This is a genomic window from Micromonospora sp. DT227, assembly GCF_049841835.1.
GTDB lineage: Bacteria > Actinomycetota > Actinomycetes > Mycobacteriales > Micromonosporaceae > Micromonospora.
On record NZ_JBNCLA010000013.1, the window covers coordinates 1 to 24981 of the forward strand.

The 24981-nt window shown below is 73.3% G+C and carries 23 protein-coding genes; 11 read left to right on the forward strand and 12 right to left on the reverse strand.

The features are described 5' to 3' along the window. Window positions 1-222: hypothetical protein (locus ACLQ2W_RS30400; protein WP_425790856.1), on the forward strand; the 222-nt coding region annotated here is incomplete at its 5' end. Window positions 223-323: 101 nt separating this feature from the next. Here the strand turns inward: ACLQ2W_RS30400 and ACLQ2W_RS30405 are convergent. From ACLQ2W_RS30405 to ACLQ2W_RS30425, 5 genes are all read right to left on the reverse strand, one after another. Next, window positions 324-1811, reverse strand: coding sequence for an ATP-binding protein (locus ACLQ2W_RS30405; protein WP_425790858.1), 1488 nt, complete (start codon window positions 1809-1811; stop codon window positions 324-326). A 67-nt stretch (window positions 1812-1878) separates the two neighbouring features. Next, entirely contained in the window at window positions 1879-3054 is a 1176-nt protein-coding gene (locus ACLQ2W_RS30410) for an alanine--tRNA ligase-related protein (RefSeq protein WP_425790859.1), read from the reverse strand. Between the two features lie 278 nt (window positions 3055-3332). Then, complete coding sequence (locus tag ACLQ2W_RS30415) at window positions 3333-4847, reverse strand: glycosyltransferase (protein ID WP_425790861.1); 1515 nt, start codon at window positions 4845-4847, stop codon at window positions 3333-3335. 145 nt (window positions 4848-4992) lie between these two features. Further along, a complete protein-coding gene (locus ACLQ2W_RS30420) occupies window positions 4993-6132 on the reverse strand; it encodes a fatty acid desaturase family protein (RefSeq protein WP_425790863.1) in 1140 nt (379 codons plus the stop codon). Window positions 6133-6147: 15 nt separating this feature from the next. Beyond that, entirely contained in the window at window positions 6148-7239 is a 1092-nt protein-coding gene (locus ACLQ2W_RS30425) for a ferredoxin reductase (protein ID WP_425790865.1), read from the reverse strand. A gap of 83 nt (window positions 7240-7322) precedes the next feature. Here ACLQ2W_RS30425 and ACLQ2W_RS30430 point away from each other — a divergent pair, with 83 nt between their 5' ends. From ACLQ2W_RS30430 to ACLQ2W_RS30475, 10 genes are all read left to right on the forward strand, one after another. After that, a complete protein-coding gene (locus ACLQ2W_RS30430; protein ID WP_425790867.1) occupies window positions 7323-8552 on the forward strand; it encodes a PucR family transcriptional regulator in 1230 nt (409 codons plus the stop codon). 134 nt (window positions 8553-8686) lie between these two features. Further along, on the forward strand, window positions 8687-9691 hold the full coding sequence (locus tag ACLQ2W_RS30435) for an Acg family FMN-binding oxidoreductase (RefSeq protein WP_425790869.1): 1005 nt from the start codon (window positions 8687-8689) through the stop codon (window positions 9689-9691). Window positions 9692-10539: 848 nt separating this feature from the next. After that, on the forward strand, window positions 10540-11853 hold the full coding sequence (locus tag ACLQ2W_RS30440; RefSeq protein WP_425790871.1) for a DegT/DnrJ/EryC1/StrS family aminotransferase: 1314 nt from the start codon (window positions 10540-10542) through the stop codon (window positions 11851-11853). Further along, the gene (locus tag ACLQ2W_RS30445; protein WP_425790873.1) at window positions 11850-13043 is read left to right on the forward strand and encodes an MFS transporter; all 1194 of its coding nucleotides are present in this window, start codon (window positions 11850-11852) and stop codon (window positions 13041-13043) included. Before ACLQ2W_RS30440 ends, ACLQ2W_RS30445 begins: the two co-directional genes overlap by 4 nt. Beyond that, the gene (locus ACLQ2W_RS30450; RefSeq protein ID WP_425790875.1) at window positions 13040-14005 is read left to right on the forward strand and encodes a sulfotransferase; all 966 of its coding nucleotides are present in this window, start codon (window positions 13040-13042) and stop codon (window positions 14003-14005) included. Before ACLQ2W_RS30445 ends, ACLQ2W_RS30450 begins: the two co-directional genes overlap by 4 nt. 5 nt (window positions 14006-14010) lie before the next feature. After that, complete coding sequence (locus ACLQ2W_RS30455) at window positions 14011-14841, forward strand: SDR family oxidoreductase (RefSeq protein WP_405093864.1); 831 nt, start codon at window positions 14011-14013, stop codon at window positions 14839-14841. Between the two features lie 30 nt (window positions 14842-14871). Continuing rightward, entirely contained in the window at window positions 14872-15711 is an 840-nt protein-coding gene (locus tag ACLQ2W_RS30460) for an SAM-dependent methyltransferase (protein WP_425790877.1), read from the forward strand. 14 nt (window positions 15712-15725) lie between these two features. Continuing rightward, window positions 15726-16604 (forward strand): family 3 encapsulin nanocompartment shell protein, encoded by an 879-nt coding sequence (locus tag ACLQ2W_RS30465; protein ID WP_425790878.1) that lies wholly within the window; start codon window positions 15726-15728, stop codon window positions 16602-16604. A gap of 12 nt (window positions 16605-16616) precedes the next feature. Then, a complete protein-coding gene (locus ACLQ2W_RS30470) occupies window positions 16617-17894 on the forward strand; it encodes an NAD(P)/FAD-dependent oxidoreductase (protein WP_425790880.1) in 1278 nt (425 codons plus the stop codon). Continuing rightward, window positions 17894-18619, forward strand: coding sequence for an aspartate/glutamate racemase family protein (locus ACLQ2W_RS30475; protein WP_425790882.1), 726 nt, complete (start codon window positions 17894-17896; stop codon window positions 18617-18619). The genes ACLQ2W_RS30470 and ACLQ2W_RS30475 overlap by 1 nt, the downstream gene beginning before the upstream one ends. Here the strand turns inward: ACLQ2W_RS30475 and ACLQ2W_RS30480 are convergent. The 7 genes from ACLQ2W_RS30480 to ACLQ2W_RS30510 form a co-directional block, all read right to left on the reverse strand. Next, window positions 18591-19313, reverse strand: a complete 723-nt coding sequence (locus tag ACLQ2W_RS30480; protein WP_425790884.1) for a LuxR C-terminal-related transcriptional regulator — start codon at window positions 19311-19313, stop codon at window positions 18591-18593. The two genes, ACLQ2W_RS30475 and ACLQ2W_RS30480, sit on opposite strands and share 29 nt — an antisense overlap. A gap of 151 nt (window positions 19314-19464) precedes the next feature. Further along, a complete protein-coding gene (locus ACLQ2W_RS30485) occupies window positions 19465-20298 on the reverse strand; it encodes a hypothetical protein (protein WP_425790886.1) in 834 nt (277 codons plus the stop codon). 44 nt (window positions 20299-20342) lie between these two features. Next, a complete protein-coding gene (locus ACLQ2W_RS30490) occupies window positions 20343-21503 on the reverse strand; it encodes a 2-oxo acid dehydrogenase subunit E2 (protein ID WP_425790888.1) in 1161 nt (386 codons plus the stop codon). Then, window positions 21500-22513, reverse strand: a complete 1014-nt coding sequence (locus ACLQ2W_RS30495) for a transketolase C-terminal domain-containing protein (RefSeq protein ID WP_425790890.1) — start codon at window positions 22511-22513, stop codon at window positions 21500-21502. The genes ACLQ2W_RS30490 and ACLQ2W_RS30495 overlap by 4 nt, the downstream gene beginning before the upstream one ends. Beyond that, on the reverse strand, window positions 22513-23457 hold the full coding sequence (locus ACLQ2W_RS30500) for a thiamine pyrophosphate-dependent dehydrogenase E1 component subunit alpha (RefSeq protein ID WP_425790892.1): 945 nt from the start codon (window positions 23455-23457) through the stop codon (window positions 22513-22515). Before ACLQ2W_RS30500 ends, ACLQ2W_RS30495 begins: the two co-directional genes overlap by 1 nt. Beyond that, window positions 23454-24632: a glycosyltransferase gene (locus ACLQ2W_RS30505; RefSeq protein WP_425790894.1), complete on the reverse strand. Its 1179-nt coding sequence runs from the start codon at window positions 24630-24632 to the stop codon at window positions 23454-23456. The genes ACLQ2W_RS30500 and ACLQ2W_RS30505 overlap by 4 nt, the downstream gene beginning before the upstream one ends. Then, on the reverse strand, window positions 24629-24934 hold the full coding sequence (locus tag ACLQ2W_RS30510) for a phosphopantetheine-binding protein (protein ID WP_425790896.1): 306 nt from the start codon (window positions 24932-24934) through the stop codon (window positions 24629-24631). Before ACLQ2W_RS30510 ends, ACLQ2W_RS30505 begins: the two co-directional genes overlap by 4 nt. Between the last annotated feature and the right edge of the window lie 47 nt (window positions 24935-24981).

The window sequence follows — 24981 nt, forward strand, 5'->3', positions numbered from 1 at the left end:
TCCACCTGGTACCTCACCAACGGCACCACCACCGCCACCAACACCACCGACCACGAATTCATCTTCGGACACGGCCCCTCCGGCGACATCGCCGTACCCGGCCAATGGAACACCAACACCAACACCACCCCCGGCGTCCGCCGCCCCACCAACAACACCGTCTACCTCCGCAACACCAACAGCGGCGGCCCCGTCGACACCCAATTCATCTACGGCATCTGACCACCACACCCACCACGGCGGGACCCGGACACCACCGGATCCCGCCGTGGCGGCGCGCCCGGTCCTGGTCCCGCGACGGCCGGTCGGAAGCGGGGCCACGGTCAGCCGCGGCGCAGCCCGGCGACGGCCTCCCGCAGGTCGTCCTGGCCGATCGGGGCCGGCGGCGCACCCTCCGCGGCCTCCCGCAGCGCCTTGGCGAGTTGCACCCGACGCAGCACCTCGCGCAGGTCCGCGCCGGTGAGCCCGGCCGTGTCGGCGGCCAGCGCGGCCGGGTCGAGGTCGTCGGCGAACATCCGGAAGCCGGGCCGCTCGTGCCGGTCGATCAACTCGCGGATCATCTTGGTGAGGATCTCCGCGCGGCCGGTGTCGTCCGGCGCCGGAATGGCGATCTTCAGGTCGAAGCGGCCGGAGCGGATCAACGAGGCGTCGACGCGCTGCGGGAAGTTGGTGGTGGCCACCACGATGACGTCCGGGTTCTCCTCGAACAGCGTGTTCATCTCCTGCTTGAAGATGCCGGCGACGGCGTTGACCGCCTGGCTGGCCGCGTCGCCGCCGGCGCCCGCGTAGCTGATGATCGAGTCGAACTCGTCGAAGAGCATCACGGTGGGCCGGCGGTAGCGGCGGGCGTCGCGGAAGATGCGCTTGATGTTGCGCTCGGAGCCGCCGAGGTACTTGTCCAGGATCTCCGGCGTGCGGATCTCCACGAAGTCCGCGCCGACCTCGTTGGCGAGCGCCCGGGCCAGCATGGTCTTGCCGGTGCCCGGCGGGCCGTACATCAGGATGCCCTGCGGCCGGCGCGCGCCCCAGCGGGCCATCGCCGCCGGGTGCCGGAACGACACCGCCACCTCGCGGAACCGGGCGACCACCTCGGCCAGGCCGCCGACCTGGTCGAGCGTCACCGTCTCGCTGCGCGGCGCGGCCACCGTCGCGCCGCGCGGCGCGGCCACCGGTCGCCGCCCCACCCGGTACGTCCGCCCGCGCAGCACCGTCGGCTCCAGGGTGTCCCCGGTCAGTTCACGGACGGCCTGGAGCAGCACGCCGAGCACCACGCGCAGGTGTTCCGGTCCCACCTCGGCGCTGGGCACGTCGACGCGGATGCGTACCGTGCCGTTGTCCTGCTCGACGCGGGGACGCACGCCGGCTTCCTCGGCGGCGCGCAGCACGGCCCGGCCGGCCGGGTCGCGCGGCGGCGTGGCCAGCGCGGTGCCGGCCGGTCGCAGCCCCAGGCGGCGGGTCGCCTCCGCGGCGGCCCGGCCCACCGCGGCGGCCGGGCCGTCGACGGCGCGGGCGGCGAGCCGCTCGGCGAGCAGCAGGCCGACCGGGCCGGCCAGGCCGAGGGCGAGCAGGCCGGCCGGGGCGGCCTCCACCCGCAGGTACGCCTCGAAGCGGTGCACCGGCCGCCCGTCGACGGGGTCGGCGCGCACGGTGCAGCGGACCTCCCGCACCGGGGCGGGGAAGTCGGTCCCGGCCAGCAGTTCCACCGGCCCGTTCTGGGCGGCGGCCAGCAGCCCGGCCGGGTCGGCGATGCGCACCTCGGCGCCGAGCAGCGGCACCGACTCCTCGTCCGGCCGCACGTCGTACCCGGTCATGGGGCCTCTTCCCTCGCGGCGATGTCTGCACCGAGTCTGGCACCGGTCGGGCCGGGCGGCCAACCGCTCAGCCGGCGTCGGCGAGCAGCGCGTCGACCAGGTCGCGGGGCAGCCCGTGGGTGTCGTGCAGCCAGTGGTAGTCGGGTTCGGTCAACGGGCCGCGCGCCCGGACCCGCGCCACCAGCGGCCGGCCGCGCCGCAGCAGCCCCCGGAACCGGCGCTCCTCGTCGCGCAGCACCGCCCGCAGCGGGCCGGGCTGGACCGGCTGGCGGAACCGACGCAGCGTGTCGTCGTATCCGGTCAGCGGCAGCTCGTCCAGGCTCCGCGTCGGGTCGTCGCGCCACAGCACGGTCAACGCGCGGCGCAGCAGCCGCCGCAGCACGTACCCGCGGCCGGTGTTGCCCGGGCGTACCCCGTCGCCCAGCACGACCACCGCGGACCGCAGGTGGTCGGCGACCACGCGCAGGTCCGCGCCGCGCAGGCCCCACCGGTCGCGGACCGCGCCCACCCACGGGCGCAGCCCGTCGCCGGTGAACACGGACCGGTCGCCGCGCAGCACCATCTCCAGCCGTTCCAGGCCCATGCCGGTGTCGATGCTGGACACCGGCAGCGGCGTGAGCCGGCCGTCGGGGTGCCGGTGGTGTCGCATCTGCACGTGGTTCCACACCTCCACCCAGCGGTCGTCGCCGCTCGGGGTGCCGGTGGGCGGGCCGTCACCGGTCCACACGAAGATCTCCGAGTCCGGGCCGCACGGGCCGGTCGGGCCGTTGGACCACCAGTTGTCCGCGCCGAGCGCCTCCACCGGCACACCGAGCGCGGTCCAGGTGTCCCGCGCCGTCTCGTCCGGCCCGAGCCCGTGCTCGTCGCCGCCGAAGACCGTCGCGTGCAGCTTTCCCGGCGCGATGCCGTAGCCGTCGGTGAGCAGGTCGAAGCCCCAGCGCAGGCTGGTCGCGATGTCGTAGTCGCCGAGCGACCAGGAGCCGAGCATCTGGAACACGGTCAGGTGGGTCCGGTCGCCCACCTCGTCCAGGTCGGTGGTGCGCAGGCACCGCTGCACGTTGACCAGGCGGCGTCCGCCGGGGTGCGGGCGCCCCAGCAGGTACGGCGTGAGCGGGTGCATGCCGGAGGTGGTGAACAGCACCGGGTCGCCGGGCGGCGGCACCAGGGAACTCTCCGGCGCGTCGGAGTGGTCGAGGCGATGGTAGTGCTCGACGAAGGTACGGATGATCTCGTCGGGTGTCATGGCGGGTGCCTTCCGGGTACGGGCGACCGGACGGCCCACCCGACGGTGGCCGTGACACACGACGACGCCGGCGGACCGTCTCCGGTCGCCGGCGTGGGGTGGGGCAGGTCAGGCGGCGGCAACCGGCGAGCGGGAAGCTCGCGCGGCCGCGGCGGTGAGAGATCGCCAACCCTGCATGCCGTCCACGCTACCCCACACCCACCCCTCGCCTCGCGCTGATTCACGGAAAGCGTGGCTGTCAGCGGCCGGATGGCCACGCTTTCCGTGAATCAGCGCGCTCAGGGCAGCGGGGTGGGGGTGGGGGTGGGGGTGGGGGTTAGTAGGTGGTGGTAGAGGGTGGTGAGGCGGTCGGCCTGGGCCTCCCAGGTCCAGGTGGACAGCGGCGAGTCCGGGCCGTCGTAGGCGGCGCGGTAGCGGGGCGGGTCGGCGAGCACCGTCCTTACGGCACGGGCCAGGTCGGCGGCGTCGCGGGCACGGAACACCTCACCCTGGCCGGTGGCCCGGACCGTGTCGGCCATGGTGCGGACGTCGCTCACCACGATCGGCAGCCGCGCGTGCGCGTACTCGAAGAACTTGGTGATCAGCGCGATCTCGTGGTTGGGCCAGTGGTGCAGCGGGATGAGCCCGACGTCGGCGGCGGCGAGGAACGCGACGAGCTGCCGGTGCGGCACGTACGGCAGCACGTGCACCCGGTCGGCCACGCCGCGCCGGGCGGCACCCGCCACGGCCTGCCGGACGTAGCCGGCGGCCGGGTCGGCGACGACCAGGGCCAGGTGTACGCCGGGCAGCCGGGGCAGCGCCTCGACCACGGTGTCCACGCCGCGCTGGACGGCCATCGCCCCGCTGTAGACCAGCAGCGGGGTGCCGGCGGTCAGCCCGCAGCGGGCCCGGAGGTCGGGTGCGTCCCGGTCGTCCGCCTCGCCCGCGTCGACCGGGACGGACCCGGCCCCGGTGACCGGTTCGGCGGCCACGACCGGTTCGGCGGCGGAGACCGGTTCGGCGTCGGTGACCGGCGCGTTGAGCACGACGGTGGGGCGTTCGGGCAGGGCGTGGTCGCGGACCAGCAGGTCGGCGAGCGTGTCGGAGACGGTGACGACCGCGTCGGCGTGGCCGACGTACTCGCGGACGTAGCCGAGGTGGGCGGGCAGCCAGCGGGCGTTGTCGCGGCGGGGCCGGGCGCCGGGCAGCCACTCGTGGGCGTCCCAGACCAGCTTCACCGCGCGGCCCCGGTCCCGGGCCCGGTCGACCGCGCGGGCGGCCACGCCGAGCATCCGGAAGTCGTGCGCGTGGATCAGGTCCGGGCGCAGCGCGTCGACGACCGGGCCGGCGACCCGCTCGTAGTCCCACAGGCCCGGCTCCAGCCGACGCCAGGCCCGGTCGCCGAGCCGGGCCTGCCAGTAGCGGACCTGGGCGTGCTCCACCGGCCGGCGGGCCAGCCGGGCGGCGCGCAGCGGCAGACCGCCCCGGGCCACCAGCCGTCGCCGCAGACCGGACATCCCGCCCACCGGCCGAGGCCGGTCGTCGCGCGGACCGGGTACGCCGTCGCCCGGGTCACCGACGGCCGGTCGGCTGTCGCGGGGGGCGTCGAGCGGCAGCACGCGTACCTCGGCGGCGCCGAGTCGCCAGCGACGCTCGGCGTCGACCCGGGCGCAGCCGAGCAGCGTGACGTCCCAGCCGGCGTCGGCGGCGGACCGGGCGGCCTTCTGCACCCGCGAGTCGCCCTCGACCGCGTTGTCGACAAGCATCACCACCCGCCGGCCGGCGGCCGGCGGCGTCGCGGCGTCGTACGGCATCAACGACCACACCCCCTCAGCTCGACGGCGCGAGTGTACGGGGGCCGGCGATCGTCCCGACGCCCAAGGAAAACGCGCTGAGCTGGGCGGACACCGGTTGTGCAGGTGCCGGCGGGCAGGAATTCACCCGCCGTGCACCGGTCGGTCAGGCCGCGCCGGAGGGGACCAGCGGGCCCGGGGCGACCGGCTGCCGGCGGTCGCGCCGGTTGGGCAGCGACAGGCGGATCACCTTCCACCAGGCGGAGGCGACCTGCTTGGGCAGCGGGCCGGTGGTGTACCGCAGGCCGTACCTGTCGAACAGCGCCCGCACCTGCGGGGCGATCTCCTGGTAGCGGTTGCTCGGCAGGTCCGGGAAGAGGTGGTGTTCGATCTGGAACGACAGGTTCCCGGTCATGATGTGCAGCAGGCGGGGACCGCTGATGTTGGCCGAGCCGAGCATCTGCCGCAGGTACCACTCGCCCCGCGTCTCGCCCTCGATGGAGGTCTTCTCGAACGTCTCCACGCCGTTCGGGAAGTGCCCGCACATGATCACCGAGTGGCTCCACACGTTGCGGATCAGGTTCGCGGTGAACGTGGCGGCGAGCGTGGACAGGAACGACGGGCCGGAGAGCAGCGGGTGCACCACGTAGTCCTTGAGCACCTGCTTGCGGATCTTGCGGCCGACCGCCTTCGCCTTGGCCCGGAACGCCGGCTCCTTGAGCCGCTTCTGCTTGAGGTGGTCGCCCAGCTCCATGTCGTACGCGGCGATGCCGTACTCGAAGAAGGCGGCGTTGAGCAGGTTCCACACCGGCTGGCCCAGGTGCATCGGGTGCCACGGCTGGTCCTCGTCCACGCGCATGATGCCGTACCCGAGGTCGTTGTCCTTGCCGACGACGTTGGTGTAGCGGTGGTGCAGTTCGTTGTGCGACTGCTTCCACTGGTCGGCGGGGGAGACGTGGTCCCAGTCCCAGGTGGTCGAGTGGATCTTCGGGTCGCGCATCCAGTCCCACTGGCCGTGCAGGACGTTGTGCCCGATCTCCATGTTGTCGAGGATCTTGGCGACGGTGAGGCCGGCCGTGCCGACGATCCAGGCCGGCGGGAACAGCGAGAACAGCAGCACCGCGCGACTACTGATCTCCAGCGTCCGCTGGGTCTTGATCACCTTGCGGATGTAGCGGGCGTCCCGCTCCCCCCGGTCGGCGATGACCCGGTCCCGGATCGCGTCCAGTTCCTTGCCGATGATCTCGATGTCCTCGGCGCTCAGGTGGGCGATCGGGTTGTCGGCCTTCTTCTGGATCACGGTCACGTCGGTGGCTCCCTGTCAGAGTTCGATGTCGCAGGTACCGGCTGCCGCCGACACGCAGGTCTGGATCCGCACGCCGTCTCCCGGCACGGCCGTGGTGACGTCGCCGTTGCGCAGGTCGCGTACCGCGCCCTGCCGCAGCGGCACGACACAGCCGTAGCAGATCCCCATCCGGCAGCCCGAGGGCATGAGCACCCCCGCGTTCTCCCCCGCGTCGAGCAGGGTGGTGGCGCCGTCGGCCTCGACGGTCACCCCCGCCCCGGTGAAGGTCACCGTGCCGCCGTCGCCCGGCGTAATCACCGTAGGACGGAACCGCTCGGTGTGCAGACGTTCGATGACGCCGTTCGACATCCAGTACCCCTCGACGGCGTCGAGCATGCCGATCGGGCCGCACGCCCAGGTGTGCCGCTGGGCGTGGTCGGGTACGAGGTGGTCCAGCTCGGCCACGTCGAGCAGGCCGGAGGTGGCGGTGTGTCGCTCGACCAGCCGCACCGCGCCCCGGTCGGCCAGCGCCCGCAGCTCCGCGCCGAAGATGACGTCGTTGCGGGTGGGCGCCGAGTGCACCAGCACCACGTCGGCCCGTTCGGTGAGCCCGGCCCGCAGCATCCCCATGACCGGGGTGATGCCGCTGCCGGCGGTGAGGAACAGCACCCGCTCGGGCGTCGCGGTGGGCAGCGTGAAGTCGCCCTGCGCCTGGTCGAGCTGGACGATCGTGCCGGGCCGGATCCGGCGGACCAGGTGGTTGCTGACCTTGCCGTCCGGGATCGCCTTGACCGTCACGCTGATCCGGCCGTCCGCCGCGCCCGGCACCGAGGTGACCGAGTACGCGCGCCACTGGCGTACGCCGTCGACGTCCACGCCGAGGCGCACGTACTGCCCCGGCAGGTGGCCGTGCCAGCCGCGACCCGGCTGGATCACCAGCGTCGCCGCGTCGCGGGTCTCCGGGCGGACCGCGACGATCCGGCCGCGCAGCGGGGCGCCCGCGCGCAGCGGCGCGATCATGTCGAGGTAGTCGCCCGGCAGCAGCGGGGTGGTGACCGTGCCGGCCAGCCGCAGCAGCCTGTCCCGGAAGGATGCCTTCTGGGAGCGGCGGGGCGCAGTTGTGGTCATATGACCAGCGTGGCCGCGGAATCGCATAACATCTTGACCGGCAAAGGTGAAAAGGTCACAGGTTTTTGTTCGAAGGGAACAACATGACGCAGGAGACCGGGACCGGGACGCGGGCCGCCCATCTCGATCTCGACGCCGGGATGGCGACGATGTTGCGTGACCAACTGCCCATGGTCGCCGCGCGCACCGTCACCGCGATCACCGCCGAGGTGACGGACTACTCCGGCGCGCTCACCGGCACCATGCGCGAGAAGATCGAGAACGCGGTACGCATCGCGCTCGACACGTTCCTCCAGCTCATCGAGGGTACCCAGGCGTTCGACCCGAGCACTCCCCTGGCCCCCGCGCTGGAGGCAGCGTACGCGCTGGGCAGTGGCGAGGCGCGCGCCGGGCGGAGCATGGACGCGCTGCTGGCCGCGTACCGGGTGGGTGCCCGGGTGGCCTGGCGGGAGGTCTCCACCACCACGGTCCGCAGCGGGCTGGCCGCCGAGACGGTGGCCGAGTTCGCCGAGTTGATGTTCGCGTACATCGACGAGCTGTCCGCGGCCAGCGTGGCCGGGCACGCCGACGAGCTGGCCAGCGCCGGCCGGGTCCGCCGCCGCGACCTGGAACGGCTCACCCAGCAGTTGCTCGCCGGGGAGCCGGAGGAGTCGCTGCGGCGCAGCGCGGAACGGGCCGACTGGCCGCCGCCCCAGACGCTGACCGTGGTGCTGCTGCCCCGCCGGCACCTGCGCGCGGTGCTCGCCCTGCTCGGCCCGCAGACGTTGGAGAGCGGCGAGGACCTGCCCGGCATGAACCCGGCCGAGGAAATGGCGGTGCTGCTGGTGCCGGACGCGCACGGCGGACGACGCCGGCAACTCGTCCGGCTGCTGCACGGGCACCGGGCGGTGCTCGGCCCGGCCCGCCCCTGGCACCGGGTCGCCGCGTCCTACCAGCGGGCCACCCGGGCGCTCACGCTCGGCCTCGGCGAGCCGGACGCCGGGCCGGTCGACACCGAGTGTCACCTTTCCGCGTTGCTGCTCAGCATGGACCCGGAAGCGCTTGCCGACCTGCGCACCCAGGCCCTCGCGCCGCTCGCCGCGCTTCCCCCGGCCACCGCGCACCGGCTCGCCGAGACGCTGCGGTCCTGGCTGCTGCACCAGGGGCGGCGCGACGACGTGGCGGCGGACCTGTTCGTGCACCCGCAGACCGTCCGCTACCGGATGGGCAAGCTCCGCGACCTGTTCGGCGACCGCCTGCACGACCCCGCCACCATCCTCGACCTGACCATCGCCCTCGCTGTCCCACCCGCGCAAGGAGGGGCCCCCGCCTAACGCCTCCGGCAGAGCAGGGGCCCCCTGTCAACACTCGGGACGCACGGTCCCGGCCGGTCGGGCCCTCCGGCCCTGTCCCGGGGGTACGGCGGCCGGCAACCTCGGAAGGGGACGAGCAACGAGGAGGCGCCGCCATGGACCGGTCATCGACGCGTACCGAACAGAACCCGACGGTACGGGTGCTGGAGGCGGCGGCCCGGCAGTCCCTGCACGCTCCCTCGGTGTTCAACACCCAGCCCTGGCGCTGGCGGGTCACCGCGGACGCGCTGGAGCTGCGCACGGACCCGGACCGGCAGCTCACGCACACCGACCCGGACGGTCGACTGCTGGTCCTGAGCTGCGGCGCGGCGCTGCACCACGCCCGCGTCTCGCTCACCGCCGCCGGCTGGACGGTCGACGTCGAGCGGCTGCCGGACCGGGCCGACCCGACGCTGCTCGCCCGGCTGCGCACCACCGGCCCGACCGCCCTGGACGTGCCGGCCGGCCGGCTGGTCGACGCGATCCCGCGCCGCCGCACCGACCGACGCGCCTACGGCGACCGCCCGGTCCCCGAACCGGTGTTGGCCCGGCTCGGGGACGCGGTCGAGGCCGAGGGTGCGCACCTGCACGTGGTCCGCCCGGACCAGATGCCGATGCTGGCGGTCTCCACCGGCCGCGCCGCCGACGCCGAGCTGGCCGACCCGGCGTACCGGGAGGAGTTGCGCCGCTGGACCAACCGCCCGGCGGGCAGCGGCGACGGCGTGCCCACCGCCACCGCGGTCCGGCCCGCACCACGGCGGGTGCCGCTGCGTGACCACGCTCCCGGTGGGGCGGCCGGGCTGACCGCCGGCGCGGACTTCGACCGGGGCGCGGCGTACCTGATCCTGTTCGGTGAGCGCGACGACCCGGCGGCCTGGCTGCGCGGCGGCGAGGCGCTGTCGGCGCTGCTGCTCACCGCCACCGCCGAGGGCCTGGCCAGCGCGCCGCTCAGCGACGCGATCGAGCTGGCCTGGCCGCGCCGGATGACGCGTGACCTGCTCGCCGGCATCGGCGAGCCCTACCTGGTGGTGCGCGTCGGCTGGGGACCGGACGCCGACCTGCCGCCGGCCCCGCGCCGCGCGCCGGCCGACGTCATCGAGGTGGTAGCGCCGGCGGAGTGACCTGCCCGGCGCGCTCCGCGTCCCGGATCACGGAACGCCGTCCAGAGGTTGGAGCCGGAGATCGCGACGACGGCTACCGCCCACGGGACGAGGAACGCGACCGGCCGGCCGTCCCGGGCGAACCGGGGCAGGGCCACGCCCAGGGACGCCGCGGTGCCGTGGCGCCGTGGCGCCGGGAGCCGGGAGCCGGTGCCGAGAAACCGCGACCCTCAGGCGATTACATTCAGTGAGATTCTGTGCCTGCCCGCAAAATTACTCAACGTGATCAGGGACTGAACGCGCACCGTGTGTCGTCTCGCGACGCATCGCGCTGACCAGGGGACATCCTCCGGCGCACTCGGTGGTCGGGATCCACCCCTCGCCCCTTTGCTCTGCAGCCACGGGCGCAGCGGTAGCGTTCGGTCACCGATGCGTCCGTGGGTGCAGAGCAAAGGGGCGCCGCGGCGGAACACCACCCCCACCGCCGCCCTCACCCTGGGTGACACGAGAGCAGCGACCGGCGGGCACCCTGCTGGTCCACGCCGGACACGATCGCCTCCGGGGCGGGCGGTACAGGCGGTACAGGCGGTGCCGGCGAGCGCCCACCAGGAACTATTCCTTATTGTCCACTGTCACTGTCAGCAACTCTTGTGCACATTCCCAATCGCATGTTGACGGCTGCCAGTCCGGGGGCAATCATGATGGTCACTGGATCCACCTAACGCCAATGTCGGATCTGGTGGCTTTTCCCACCCCTCGACGGGATCGCGCCGGACGCGAGATTCCGCCGGGCGACCCTGCCCGGCGCGCGCTCGGTAAATCCTATCGAGGGAATAGGAAATCCACCGCTCGCCTCGAGGAGTCCGCCGGTGAACGGGAACAACGACGCTCCCGCGGCGAGCCGGCCCAGGCCGGCCTCGCACAGCGCTGAGCTGGAAGAACCGCTCGCACTGCACGGCGGTCGGCCGGTGCGGGACACGCCGTGGCCCACCTACGACAAGGGCGCGGTATTCGTGCACCCCGACGACGAGGACGCCGCAATTCGGGCCATTCGCAGCCATCTCTACTTCCGATACGACCATCGCGCGCAGAAAGAAACCGAATGCGGGCGGTTCGAGGACGAACTGTGCCGTTATTTCGGCACCCGGCACGCCCTCGCCGTTTCCAGCGGCACTGCCGCACTTGCCCTCGCCCTGATGGGCGCCGGGGTGCCGGCCGGGTCATTGGTCGCCTGTCCCGGATTCACTTTCGTCGCCACTCCGAGCGCCATTGTGCTGGCCGGGTGCCGGCCATTCCTGGTGGAGGTCGACGACGACCTGCGGATGGACCTCGACGACCTGCGCCGCCGCTGGCGACCGGACATCCGGGCCATCATGGTCGTCCACATGCGTGGCTTCGCCGCCGACGTCGAGGCCCTGGCTGCCTTCGCCGCCGAGATGGGCGTGCCGCTCATCGAGGACGCCGTGCCGGCGCTCGGCGCCGAGCTCAACGGCCGCAAGCTCGGCACGTTCGGCGCCGCCGGCGCGTTCAGCACCCAGTCCGACAAGGCGCTCAACTGCGGCGAGGGCGGCTTCCTGATCACCGACGACAGCGCGCTGTTCGCCCGGGCGGTCGCGCTGTCCGGGGCGTACGAGGGGCGGCTGCGCCGGCACTTCCCGGACGGTGAACCGCCGCTCACCGGCCTGGACCTGCCGCTGCTCAGCCTCCGGATGGACGAGATCCGGGCGGCCCTGCTGCGCGCCGAGCTGACCCGGCTGCCGCAGCGACTGACCCTGTTCCACCGCAACTACGCGCACGTCTCGCAGGCCCTGGCCGACCTGCCCGGCATCGCGGCGCGGCGGCCGGTCGCGCCCGGGGCGTACCTCGGGGAGGCGTTCGTGTTCCGCGTGCCCGGCGGCGACGCCGGCTGGTTCGCCCGGGCGCTGCGGGCCGAGGGGATCGACGCGCGCAACATCGGCGCGGACGACGACCTGAACGTCCGCGCGTTCTGGAACTGGCGCTTCCTCTACGACACCGCGGACCCGGGACAGATCCGGGCGACGCTGCCGCGCACCGCGCGACTGCTCACCGAGACCGTCGACGTGCCGCTGTCGTCGAACCTCACCCCGGACGACTGCGACGACCTGATCCGCGCGGTCCGCAAGGTGGCCGCCGCCCGCGAGACCGTGCTGGCCCGGCCGTGACCGGCGCGCCGCTGACCGACGCCGGCATCGAGGAGAAGCCGCTGCCCCGGCGGGCGCTGGTCGGGCTGCTCGGCGGGCTCTTCGCCGGCTACCTGGGGTTGACCGCGGTCATCCCGGTGCTGCCCGGCTTCCTGCGCGAGCGGCACGGCGCCGGCGACCTCACCGTCGGCGTGGTGGTCACGGTGACCGCGGTGACCGCGCTGCTGGTCCGTCCGGTCGCCGGTGCGCTCGCCGACCGGTACGGCCACCGCACGGTGATGCTGACCGGCGCGCTCGTGGTGGCCGCCGGCGGGCTGCTCTACCTGGCGCCGCTGGGCGTGCCGGCGTTGGTGGCGGTCCGGCTGCTGCTCGGCGCCGGCGAGGCGGCGCTGTTCACCGCCGGGGCGGTGTGGATCGTCCAGCTCGCCCCGCACCACCGGCGCGGCCAGCTCATCGGCCTGTACGGGGTGAGCATGTGGGGCGGCATCTCCGCCGGCACGTTCCTCGGCGCGACCGTGCAGCAGGCCGGCTATTCGGCGGTGTGGGTGCTCAGTGCCGCCGCGCCGGCGGCCGGCGCCGTGCTCGTCGCACTGGTGCCGGCGCCGCCGCGTACCGTGCCGGCGGCCAAGGGCGGGGGCCTGCTGCTGCGTCCCGCGTTGCTGCCCGGCGTGGCGCTGACGTTCGGCGCCGCCGGGTACGCCGGCCTGGCCGCGTTCGTGGTGCTGCACCTGGACGCCCGCGGCATCGGACACGGCGTGGTGGTGCTGAGCTGCTTCAGCGCCGTCTACGCCGGCACCCGCCTGGTCATCGGGCACCTGCCCGACCGGCTCGGCCCCCGACGGGTGGCCACCTGGTGCGGGGTGGGCGAGGCGGTCGGCCTGCTGGTCATCGCGGTCGCCCCGAACCTTGCGGTGGCGGTGGTCGGCAGCGTGGTGATGGGCGTCGGGTTCTCGCTGCTGCACCCGTCGCTGGCCCTGATGGTGATGAACCGCACCGATCCGGCGCGGCAGGGCGCGGCAATCGGCGCGTACACGTCGTTCTGGGACCTCGGTCTGGCGGTGTGGGGGCCGGCGACCGGGCTGGTCGCCGCCGGGTTCGGCTACCCGGCGGTGTTCGTCGCCGGCGCGGCCGGCGCGGCGGTGGCCGCCGCGATGGCCCTGCGCATCGGCCGGCCCGCGGTCACGGAAACCCCGATGGAGGTACGCACGTGAGCGCTCCCGTGACCGTGCTCAGCGTCACCGGCTGGTGCCGCAACGGCAGCACCATCATCGGCAACGTCCTCGGCGAGGTGCCCGGCGTGGCGCACGTCGGCGAACTGCACTTCCTGTGGAAGAACTCGACCGGGCGCGGCGTCAACGACCGCTGCGGCTGCGGCGAGGCGCTGACCGCCTGCCCGCTGTGGTCGGCGGTGCTGCCGGTCGGCCGCCCGGCCGGCGTGTCGGCCGACGCGCACGCCGCCGAGGTGATCCGGCGGCAACGCGCCCGGCTGCGGACCCGGCACACCTGGCGGGTGCTGCGCCGGGGCGCGTCCGACGCGGACACCCGCGCGCACGCCGACCTGCTCGGCGCGGTCTACCGGGAGGTGGCCGCGCGGACCGGGGCCCGCGTGATCGTGGACAGCACCAAGATCCCGGGCGAGTCGGCCCTGCTGCCGCACGTGCCCGGCGTCGAACCGTACTGGCTGCACCTGGTCCGCGACCCGCGCGCGGTGGCGCACTCGTGGCGGGAGCCGAAGGAGTACGTCTACGCCATGTCGGCGGCGCGCAGCACCGCGTACTGGCACGGGTTCAACCTGGCCTCGGCGGCGATCAACCGCCGGTACCCCGGCCGGTCGATGCTGCTGCGGTACGAGGACTTCGCCGCCGACCCGGCGGGCACGGTCGACGCGCTGCTGCGGCTGGTCGGCGCCGACCCGGCCGGCAACCCGGTCCACGACCGGACCGTGGAGCTGCGCGGCAACCACACCGTCACCGGCAACCCGGACCGGTTCCGGACCGGCCCGACGGTCATCCGGGACACCGACGACGGGTGGCGGCGGACGCTGACCGGCCGGCAACGGCTGGCCGTGGCGGCGCTGGCCTGGCCGCTGTCCACCCGCTACGGCTACCGGCCCGGCGGGACGGCCCGGACGCATCCCGGCGCGGCGGCCCGCGTCGGCGAGACGGAGAGGTGACGGACGTGGATCTGGGGCTCAAGGGTCGGGTGGCGCTGGTCGCCGGCGGCACCAGCGGCATCGGGTTGGCCTGCGCGAAGGAGTTCGCCGCCGAGGGCGCGCACGTGGCGGTCTGCGGTCGGGACCCGGCACGCCTGGCGGCGGCCGAACGGGAACTGGCGTCGGTGGCCACCGGACGGGTCAGCGCGACCGCCGTGGACCTCACCGACACGGCCGCCGCCGCCCGCTGGGTCGACGACGTCGCCGCCGACCTGGGCGGGACGCACGTGCTGCTGGTCAGCGGCGGCAGCCCGCCGGTCGGCACCGCCGCCGGGTTCGGCGTCGAGGACTACCGGGCCGCCGTCGAGCGGGTGCTGCTGCCCGCGGTCGCGGTGTCGACGGCCGCGCTGCCGCACATGCGCGCCGCCGGCTGGGGCCGGCTGCTGCTGGTCGCCTCCGAGACCGCCTGCGTGCCGATCGGCCCGCTGGTGCTGTCCGGGGTGACCCGGGCGGCGCTGGTCCGCTTCGCGCAGGGGCTCGCCGTCGACGTGGGGCGCGACGGCATCACCGTGAACGTGCTCGCGCCCGGCAGTGTGCGTACCCCGCCGATGGAACGCGCGGCGGCGCGGCTGGCCGGCGCGGACGGGGACGTGGAGGCACGGCTGGCCGCGATGGGTCACCACAGCGCGCTCGGCCGGCTGGCCCACCCCGAGGAGGTGGCCGCGATGGCCGCGTTCCTGGCCAGCGAGCGGGCGTCGTACGTGACCGCCGGCGTGCACCTGATCGACGGCGGCGCCGCCGCCACCGGCCCCGACCTGCCCCACCTGACCGGCGTCCGCAAGGACACCTACGCCTGATCCACCCGACCGCCGCACGAGGGAGTGCCCATGTCGACGACCAGCCAGTTCACCGAGCGGGACGTCTCCGAGTTCTTCGACCAGACCACGCAGACGTACCTCAGTTTCTGGGACAGCGAGGGCGTGCTGCACACCGGCTACTTCGCCGGCGACGACGACACCGACTACCACGCGGCGGCGGACCGGACCTCGGACATCCTCGCCGACGACGCCGGCATCGACGCGTCCTCGAACGTGCTCGACGTCGGGTGCGGCTGCGGCAACTTCCTGCTGCGGCTGGCCGGGCGCACCGGCTGCCGGGGCGAGGGGCTGGACCTGAGCGTCGAGCGGGTGCGCTTCGCCGAGCAGCGGCGCGCCGAGCGGGGCGCCGGGCTGGACGTCCGGTTCCGGCACGGCTCGGCCACCGCCATGCCGTACGCCGACGGCACGTTCACGCACGTGGTCAGCCAGGACGCGCTGTTCCTGGTGCCGGAGAAGCCGCGCAGCCACGCCGAGATGTTCCGGGTGCTCGCGCCGGGCGGGGTGCTGGCGGTCTCCGACTTCCTCCAGCCGACCGAGCGGATCGGCGAGGCGGCCCGCCGGCACGTCTACGACCGGGTGCGCTGGAACGGCGGGTACTCGCTGGACGGCTACCGCGAGGCGCTGGCCGAGGCCGGGTTCGTGGACGTGGTGGCCCGCAGCCTGGACGGGCACATCCGGCAGACGTACCAGGTGCTGGGCCGCACCGCCCGGGAGCGGGCGGACGGCACGGCGGACGAGGCGGCGCGGACCTGGATCCTCGGCTTCGCCGAGTCGTGCGACGAGATCCAGGCGGCGATCGACCGGGGCGAGTTCGGCTGGGGCATGTTCGTCGCCCGCAGGCCGGCCTGAGGAAGGGGCGACACATGCAGCAGCGGACCGAAACCGTGAAGCGGACGATCGCCGAGGTGGTCGCCGAGCGGAAGACCCAGATGTCGCCCGGCGCGATGTTCGTCGAGGCGTTCGCCAAGGACGGCTTCGACACCAGCGTCGACTACGACGTGACGATCACCGACTCGCTGACCAGTTCCCGGCGCAAGCCCCGCTACCCGTCCCGGAACATGCTGAAGGTGGTGGACCTGTCCCGGGACCCGCAGGACTTCTACTGGCACGAGAGCCCACCCCGACCGGACGACCCGGCGGTCGACGGCGCGGACCTGCGCCGGGAGGCGGCCAACCACTTCCACCGCTCCCCCATTCCGCCGCTGCTCACCACCACCGCGTGGGTGCAGGTGCCGGACACGCTGTGGGAGGACCCGGCCAGTTTCGCCCAGTTCATCGACTACCGGCTGGTGGTGCGGCTGGCCACCGCCGAGAACCACACCATCCTGCGCGGCGAGGGCGGGCTGCTGGCCATGCCGGACCTGGGCCGGCTCACCGACCCGGCGCCGTTCGCCTCGACCATCCTGTCCGCGTGCAACGAGGTCGAGCAGATGGGCAGCACCGCCGACGGGCTGATCATCAACCCGGCCGACTACTACCGGCTGCTCGGCAGCGGCACGCTGATGCGGGACGTGGAGGAGAACGGCGTCTTCATCGTGCGTACCCGACTGGTCGACCCGGGCACCGCGATCGTCGGCGACTTCGGCCACGGCGCGTTGCTGTTCGACGCCGGCCGGTCCACGATCGGGTTCGCCGAGCCGCCGCCGGGCACGTTCGCCGAGCCGGGGGTGGCGTTGCGCGCCGAGATCTGGGAACGGGTCGTGGTCAACCTGCCCACCTGCTTCTTCGTCGTGACGATCTGACCGGCGGCGACGATGACGACGCCCGCCCGCGCCGACCCCGACGTCCTGGTCATCGGCGCGGGCATGGTCGGCCTGTGCTGCGCCTGGTTCCTGCGCCGCGCCGGCCACACCGTGACCGTTGTCGACCGGGGCGAGATCGGGGACGCGGCGGCCTGCTCGGCGGGGAACACCGGCTTCGTCGGCACCCAGGGCTCGGCGCCGCTGGCCGAGCCGGGGGTACCGGCCAAGGGCATCCGCTGGCTGTTCAGCCCGGAGAGCCCGTTCTCGGTCCGACCCCGGCTGGACGGCGCGCTGCTGGCCTGGCTGTGGCAGTTCCGCCGGCACTGCACCGAGCGGCACGCCCGCGCCGGCTTCGAGACGCTGCTCGCGCTCAAGCAACGCAGCCTGGCGCTGCTGCGCGGAATGTGCGCCGAGGACGAGCTGGCCGGCACGCTCACCGAACGCGGCATGATCCTGGCCTGCCACACCGAGCAGGGGTACGCGCAGGCGCGCCGCACGATCCGCGCGGCGACCGCCCGCGGGGTGCCGCTGCGCGACCTGGGCCGGGCGGAGCTGGCCCGGCTGGAGCCGGGCGTCGACTTCGCGGTGGCCGGCGCGCTGCTCAACGAGGAGGGCGCGGCGCTGCGCATCCCGGCGTTCCTGGTCGGTCTCGCCGAGGCGCTGCGGGCACGCGGCGTGGAGATCGTCACCCGCGCCGAGGTACGCGGCTTCGAGACGACCGGCCGTCGGGTGCGGACGGTGCGGACCGCCCGGGGCGACCTGCGCCCGAGCGAGGTGGTGGTGGCCGCCGGGGTGTGGTCGACGGCGTGCGCCCGGATGCTCGGCGTCGGGCTGACGCTGCAACCGGCCAAGGGCTACACCGTCACGCTCCCGGCCGGGCCGGGCACGCCCACCCGGCCGGTGCTGCTCAGCGAGGGCAAGGTCGCGGTGATGCCGCTGGGTGACCGGGTACGCGTCGGCGGCACGCTGGAGCTGTCCGGGCTGGACGCCTCGATCTCGCCGCGCCGGGTGGACGGCATCCTGCGTACCGCCCGGCGTTACCTGCCGGCGCTGGACACCGGCCGGCGGCTGGACGTGTGGAGCGGGCTGCGCCCGTGCACCCCGGACAGCCTCCCGCTGATCGGCCGCGCCGGCGACTACGACAACGTCAGCGTGGCCACCGGCCACGGGCACATCGGGATGGGGCTGGCCCCGGCCGGTGGTGAGCTGCTCGCCCAGCTCGTCACCGGCGCCGAGCCGACCCTGCCGGCGCGGACGTTCGCGCTGGACCGCTTCCGGAGGGGGATCTGATGGGCGACCGGCCGGAGATCGGCGTGCTCTGCCTCGACACCAGCTTCGACAAGATCCCCGGGCACATCCGCAACCCGGCCACGTTCGACTTCCCGGTGCGCTACCGGGTGGTGGAGGGCGCCACGCCGCAGCGGCTGGTCCACGACGCCGACCCGACGCTGCTGACGCCGTTCGTCGACGCGGCCCGGGACCTCCAGGCCGCCGGCGTGGCCGGCATCACCGGGGCGTGCGGGTTCCTGGTGCTGTTCCAGGCCGAGCTGGCCGCCGCGGTGGACGTGCCGCTGTGGTCGTCGAGCCTGGTGCAGTTGCCGATGGTGCACCGGATGGTCGGGCGTACCGTCGGGCTGCTGGTCGCCGACGAGGCGGCGCTGACGCCGCGGCACCTGGCGGCGGTCGGCGCGGCGGACGTGCCAGTCGCGGTCACCGGCATGGCCGGGCAGCCGGAGTTCCGCGAGGTGATGCTCCAGGGGCGGCGGGACGCGCTCGACGTGGACCGGCTGGCCGCCGAGGTGGACGCCCGGGTCGACGCGCTGGCCCGCGCCCACCCCGACCTGGGCGCGCTGGTGATCGAGTGCACCGACCTGGTGCCGTTCGCCCACCGGATCCAGGCGCGGCTCGGCGTGCCGGTGTTCGACATCGTCACGCTCACCACGATGGCGTACGCGACGCTGCGCCGCCGGCCGTACCTGCCCGGGATCAGCAGGGCATCGACACCTGCCCGATGAGCAGACCGGCCTCCCAGCGCGTGCCGACAGCGAGTGCGTCCAGGATCCGGCTGATGTCGCCGGTGACGGTGCGCGCGGACACGCCCAGCAGTCGCGCGATCGCGGCGTCCTTGTAGCCCTGCGAGAGGAGGTTGACGATGGTCAACTGCCGTTCGTTGAGCCGAACCAGGCCCGGCGTGTCGAGGATGGGCGTCGCGTCACGATTCATCTCGGCCCACAGGTCGCAGAGCTCCGTCACCAGGTCCGGATGGTGGCACAGCCATGCCGTCGGCAATCCCTGCGGGCTCAGCGGGCCCGGAAACAACGCCAACCGCTCGTCGACCACCAGGCCGGACACCTCGACCGGACCGATTCGGGCGTCGGGGTGACAGGCGGCGATCAGCGACATGCTCCGTGCGTTGTAGCGGTCCGAGACCAGCAGGTGCCCCTGGATCCCCCGCGCGGCCATGCGCTGGTCGAGTTCACGCTCCCGGCGCAGCGGGTCGAACAGCAACCGTGCCTGGAGGTTGTACACCACCGAGCGGGTCGCCCGCTCCAACTCGCCCAGACGCGAGTTGATCGCCGAGATCCCGGCCGCGAACAGCTTCAGCCCGCTGTCCTCGCCGCCGGCGATACTCGTGGTGAGGATGCGTTCCTGCACCGTCATGCGCAGAGCGCCCGCACGCGCCGCGAGTGTCGCCTGCCTGTCAGTCACAACCGCCTCGTCTTCCGCTCATCGGCAACGTCTCCACCCGATCAAGAAACGGCTCTCACAGTGCCTCTTGTCAATGAGATTGCCGAAACACGCAAGTTCCATGGACGCGGCGACAGAGTTTCGCCGACCATCTCCCTCACGTACCGCACGCTCAGCTCGGCACGCCAGGCCACCGGTCCGGGCTGACCCGGGCCAGGGCATCGGCCACTCCCGGGTCGGCGAGCAGCCCGGCCTGGTCGACGCTCAACCGTTCGAGGTCCGCCGAGAGCATGGGCGGCGGTTCGTGCTCGCGGGACACGACGACGACCGGCGGACGGCCGGACGGCAGCGGATCCAGTCCGGCGCGCGCGTTGACCACCAGGTACGACATCAGCCCGCCGAACCGGTTCGTGAAGTACGTCGCCTGGGGCGCCCCGATCCCCATCCGGTCGACCACCGACGACACCATGCCCGAATAGGCGTCGCACAACACCGCCATGGCCCGGACGAGATCGGCCGCGTCGGGTCCGGACCGGCTCGGTGACACAGACGGGAGGGCCTGCTGAGCGGTGCTGATCCAGGCCGCCCGCTCATCCCCCGGCAGGATCTCCGCGAAAGTGTGCACGGAGGACGAGTAGTAGCTCAGCAACACGTCCAGTCCGGACACGACGGGGTCGAGGAGGACGACCGCCGGAGCGGTCCCTCCTGCGCGGGTGAGAGCGTCGGCCAGCGCCAGCGTCATCGCGGCGCCGGCGCAGTAGCCGACCACGACCCTCGTCCGCAACGAGCCCTCGGCGAGGTCGTCCAGCCAGTCGCGCACCAGCCGAGCCGGGTCCGTGGCCCGCATCGCGTCGTCGCCGGGCGCGGCGAAGGTGGGTCCGACCACGGCGCCGCCGGTGTCGAGCCGGGCGAACAATCGACGGAAGCGGGCGGGCCCGAAGTCCACGGCGACGGTGGCCTGGTCGTGCTGACCCTTGCGGATCGTCTGCCAGTCGGAGAACGGCACTGGCCTCTCCCTTTCGAGGTGCGGGAAACCGGTCGGGTGGCGCGTCAGGCGGGGCTTTCGATCGCGCGCCGCAGTGCGTCGAGGAAGAGGATGGCGTCCCGGCCGTTGATCACCCGATGGTCGTACGCGATGCCCACGTCGACGACCTCGACCTCCTGGACGCCGCCGGCGGCGGTCAGGGCACATTCGCGTCGAACCGCCGGCAGGGACAGTGCGCACGCGGTGCCGGGCAGCACGATCGGTTGGGCGAGGACGACGTTGGGCTCGTTGTGCAGGGTGAGGGTGATGCTCGACCCGGTGAGCTGGCTGGCCCGGAATCCCCGTCTCATCGCGGTGAGCCGGTGGTCGGTCAGCACGGTGGCGATCTCACCGAGATCCAGCCGATCGGCATCCCGGACGACGGGCACGAACAGACCGGTTCCGACATCGACGGTGACGCCGACGTGCACCGCGTCGGCTCGCTGGTCGGCAACACCGTCCGGCGCCGTGTAGAAGGCGGGAAACTCGGTGCGTAGCCGGGCGATCGCTTGGATGAAGAGGTCGGGAAGGCCGATCAGCGCGCGGGCGGAGCGGGAGGCGGTCCGCGCATGGACGACCGATCTGCCGACGGACATCCGCATGACCGTGAACGCGGTGGGGATGGTCCGGTGGGACTCGGCGACCACGCGCGCCACCGCCTCCTGCGGCGAGGGACCGACCGGCGTACGTGGGTCGCCGGCGTGGTCCGGACCGGCCACCGGCGTCGACGGGGCGCGGGGGCCCACCGCGCTGTCGGCGGACAGCCGCGCGACGTCCACAGCCCGTACCACGCGTTTGCCCAGACCTGCGAGCCGTTCCCACGAGATGCCTCGTTCCCGCGCGAGTGCCCGGGCTCGCTCGGTCACCACCACCTCCCCAGGGCCGCTCGCGGCCGGGTCCGACTGCTCGGAGGGGCCGGCGAGCCCGACCGCGACGTGCCGGTGGTGCTCCCCGTCCGAGGCGAACAGCCGGCCGATGACCTCACCGACCTCGCACTCGTCCCCGGCGGCGCGGATCCGGTGCAGGATGCCGTCCCCGTCGGCGCTGATCTCCTCGGTGGCCTTCGAGGTCTCCAGCACCGCCACCGGATCGCCCGGCCGGACGTGGCCGCCCTCCGCCGCCAGCCATTCGACGAGCACGTAGCGCACATCGTTGTTGTTCAACTTGGGCACACGGATGGGGTTCAACTCAGCTCCTGCGCGATCACTCGGTGGATATCCGCAGCCTGGACGAGCACCGCCGCCTCCAGATGAGACGCACTCGGGATGACGCTGTCCAGGGAATGGACCAGTCGGACCGGGCGGCGCAGCGTCGCCCACTCGCGGGAGTACACCTGGTGGGCCACCTCGGCTCCCCAGGTGCCGCCGGCGGTGCTCTCCTCCACGACGCAGACGAGGTCGGCCGCTCGGACAGCGGGCAGGACCGGCCCGACGTCGAAGGGGTACAGCTGGGCGGGGACCGCGAGCTGGCAGACGATGTCCTCCTCCATGAGCAACGACCGGGCCGCTGCCAACGCCCGGGCGCTCATCCCGCCCGGCGCGATGATCAGGCAGTCGGGATCCGTGAGCCCGTCGACGGCGACCAGCGCGGTTCCCGGCGCGGAGCCGGCCATCTCGTACCGGAACAGATCGTCGACCCGGCCCTCGTGGTGCACGGGCCCGGCGTAGAGGCTCTTGTCCTCGAAGAAGACACAGGGCCCACCCCGGGCCAGCATGGCCTCGAACACGGCGGTGGCGTCGTGGAAGGGTGACGCCTCAAGGACGGACAGCTCGGGTACGCCGAGGAAGTGTTTCTGCAGGCTCTGGCTGTGGGTCGGACCGTAGCCCCGGTTCCCGCCCGTCGGGCAGCGCACCACCAGCCGGATCGGCACCCGACGCCCGTACATGCTGACGGACTTGCTGGCGAAGTTGACCAGGTTGTCGAAGGCGAGCGCCGCGAAGTCGCCGAACATGATCTCGACGATGGCGATGTCACCGGCGAGCGCGAGCCCGGCCGCGGCGCCGACGATCGCTCCCTCGCTGATCGGGGTGGTCAGCACCCGGTCGGGGTAGCGGCTGGAAAGGCCACGCGTGACGCCGAACGCCCCTCCGTACGGGTCCGCGATGTCCTCACCGAGCAGATACGCCTCGGGATGGCGGGCGAGCACGGCCTCCAGCGCGGCGTTCAGGCCGTCCACGACGCGTGTGGGCCGCGGCATCACGCCTCCCACGTCGCCGGCGGCCGGCGACGCACCTCGTCGACGACCTCGTCGACCGCCGTCCGCTGAGGCTGGTCGAAGCGCCGGAAATGCTCGGGATGCTGCCGCTCGTAGAGGCGATACCAGTCGTGCTCCGCCACCCGGGCGCGGTCCGCCGGATCCCGGGTGTCGTCACCTTTGCTGTGCGGCCCCAGGCGATACGTGCGGAACTCCACCACCGTCGGCCGGTTCTCCCGTCGAACGGCAGCGACGACCGGTGCGAGCTGCCTCCGGATGGTGGTGACGTCCAGGGAGGTCACCCCCGTGTGTCGCAACCCGAAGGCCGCCGCGCGATCGGCGATCGTGCCAGCCATCTGCAACTCGGTCGGCGTCGACTGGGCGACACCGTTGTGCTCCACCACGACGAGCAGCGGTACCCGCCACAGTTGGGCGAGGTTCAACGCCTCGTACACCGCGCCCTCGCCCCAGGTGCCGTCGCCGACGTAGACGCACGCCAGCGCGGACGCTCCGGTCCTGCGCAGGTGCAGTGCGGCACCCACCGCGACCGGCACGGACTGACCCTGGACACCGGTCGACAGATAGCGTTCACGCAGGATGTGCTGGCTGCCCCCGACGCCGGAGCAGATGGCCCCGCGCCGGCCCATGACCTCGGCCAGCAGTCCGACGGGATCGTCGAAGCGGGCGAGGTAATGACCGTGTCCACGGTGGTTGCTGAAGACGAAGTCGTCGGCGGCCAGGAGCGGACGCAGCGCCACCGGTACGTACTCCTGCCCGAGACAGGTGTGCGTGGTGCCGCTCAACACTCCCTCGGCGAACAGGTCGAGCAGCCGCTGCTCGAAGTGCCGGATGAACAGCATCCTGCGGAGGTCCTCGTCCGGCAGCCTGCTGAGCGTGGTGTCCCCGGCCGGAGTGCGCGACGCGACCGACGTCGGACGGCCGCTCATCGGAGTGCCTCGTCCCGTCGCGCCGCAGTCAGGTAGCGCTCGACGACGCCGTCGTCCAGACCGCGCACGAATGTCGACGCGGCGGCGGCGGACGCGGTCGAGAGGTCAGCGAAGTGGGCCGGGTCATGCAGCACTCGCCGCAGCGCCGCCTCCCAGGGGCCGATGTTCTGCGGCGGCACCTCCGGCACCGGCCGGGCCGGGTCGGCGCGGGCGTCGTACCGCTCGATGGGACGCACCGGCAGGAGGTGCGGCACCCCCAGTTTGGCCTCGGAGAGCCCGCCGACGTCGCTGGCCAGGACCGGTATGCCTCGGAGCATGGCGTCGACGGCGGTGAAGCCGAAGGTCTCGTCCCAGAGCGACGGCATGAGCAGCACCCTGGTACGCGTCAGGACGGCGTCGATGTCGTCGGCGGCCTCGACGATCTCGATGTTCGGCCGGAGGTCCAGCTCGGCCAGGTCGGACGGGGTGGTACCCCAGGTCGGGACGGCCATGAACCGTTGCCGGGGCAGTGCGTCGGCAAGTGCGAGGAAGACGCTGATGCCTTTGTAACCGCACGGGTTCACCATCGTGACCGCACCGTCAGGCGCCGGGGTCGCCCGCGTCGGTGGGGTGTAGACGTGCGGGTACCACAGATGCGACGGGACGCCGCCGAACTGGCGCAGATAGTCCTGGGTCACCCGACTGATCGCGAGCACGCCCCGGGCCCGGCGCACCATCCGGGCCCCTGACTCGCTCGGGTAGAACGCCCGTGGGCCGAACGGCAGTTGCTGCAACGTGTAGGCGAGGTAGACCACCCGCTCCGGTGCCGCTCGTAGGGCCGCGGCCAGCGTCAACTGGAGAGGATCATCGGACGGCACCAGGATCCGGTCGGGATCGAACTCGTCGGCCACCGCTCGAATCCCGCGGACGAGATGGGACGGCGTGACGGCGTCGACCCGGACCCCGCGCAACTCGTACCGCAGCGAGGACTGGTGCTGATCGACGCGTACCCGGCGGGCCCGAAGGTAGCCGGCGGTGTCCGGAGCGGCGTTCGCGCGCAGCGCGCCGCTCAGCGGTGCGACCACCCGGCAGTCATGGCCCCGCGCGGCCAACGCCTCCATCAGCAGCCGGGTGGACTTGTTCGCCCCGCCATGCGACGGCACGTGCAGCATGTTCTGGACGAGCAGGATCTTCACTCGGTCACCTCCGGCGTCCCGGCACGCCCGGCGGCCGTCGCCAGCGCGTCGTCGATCGCCCGGGCGGCCGCGGCGACGGTGATGGTGGAGGCGTCGCTGTACAGGTCGGCCACCGGCAGCTCGACCTGGTAGCGCTCCTGCACCTCGAACAGGAAGCGGATCATGCCGAGGGAGTTGCCCCCGAGATCGAAGAAGTCGTCGTCCAGGCTCCGGATCGGCGGGGCCCCGGCAGACGGGGGAAGAAGGTCGGTCCAGAGTCGCAACACGGCCGCCTCGGTAGGCGTGCAGTGGTCGATGGGCATCTGGTCTCCTGAGTGTGCGGTACGGGTTCGGGTCGACGGGGCGTTGC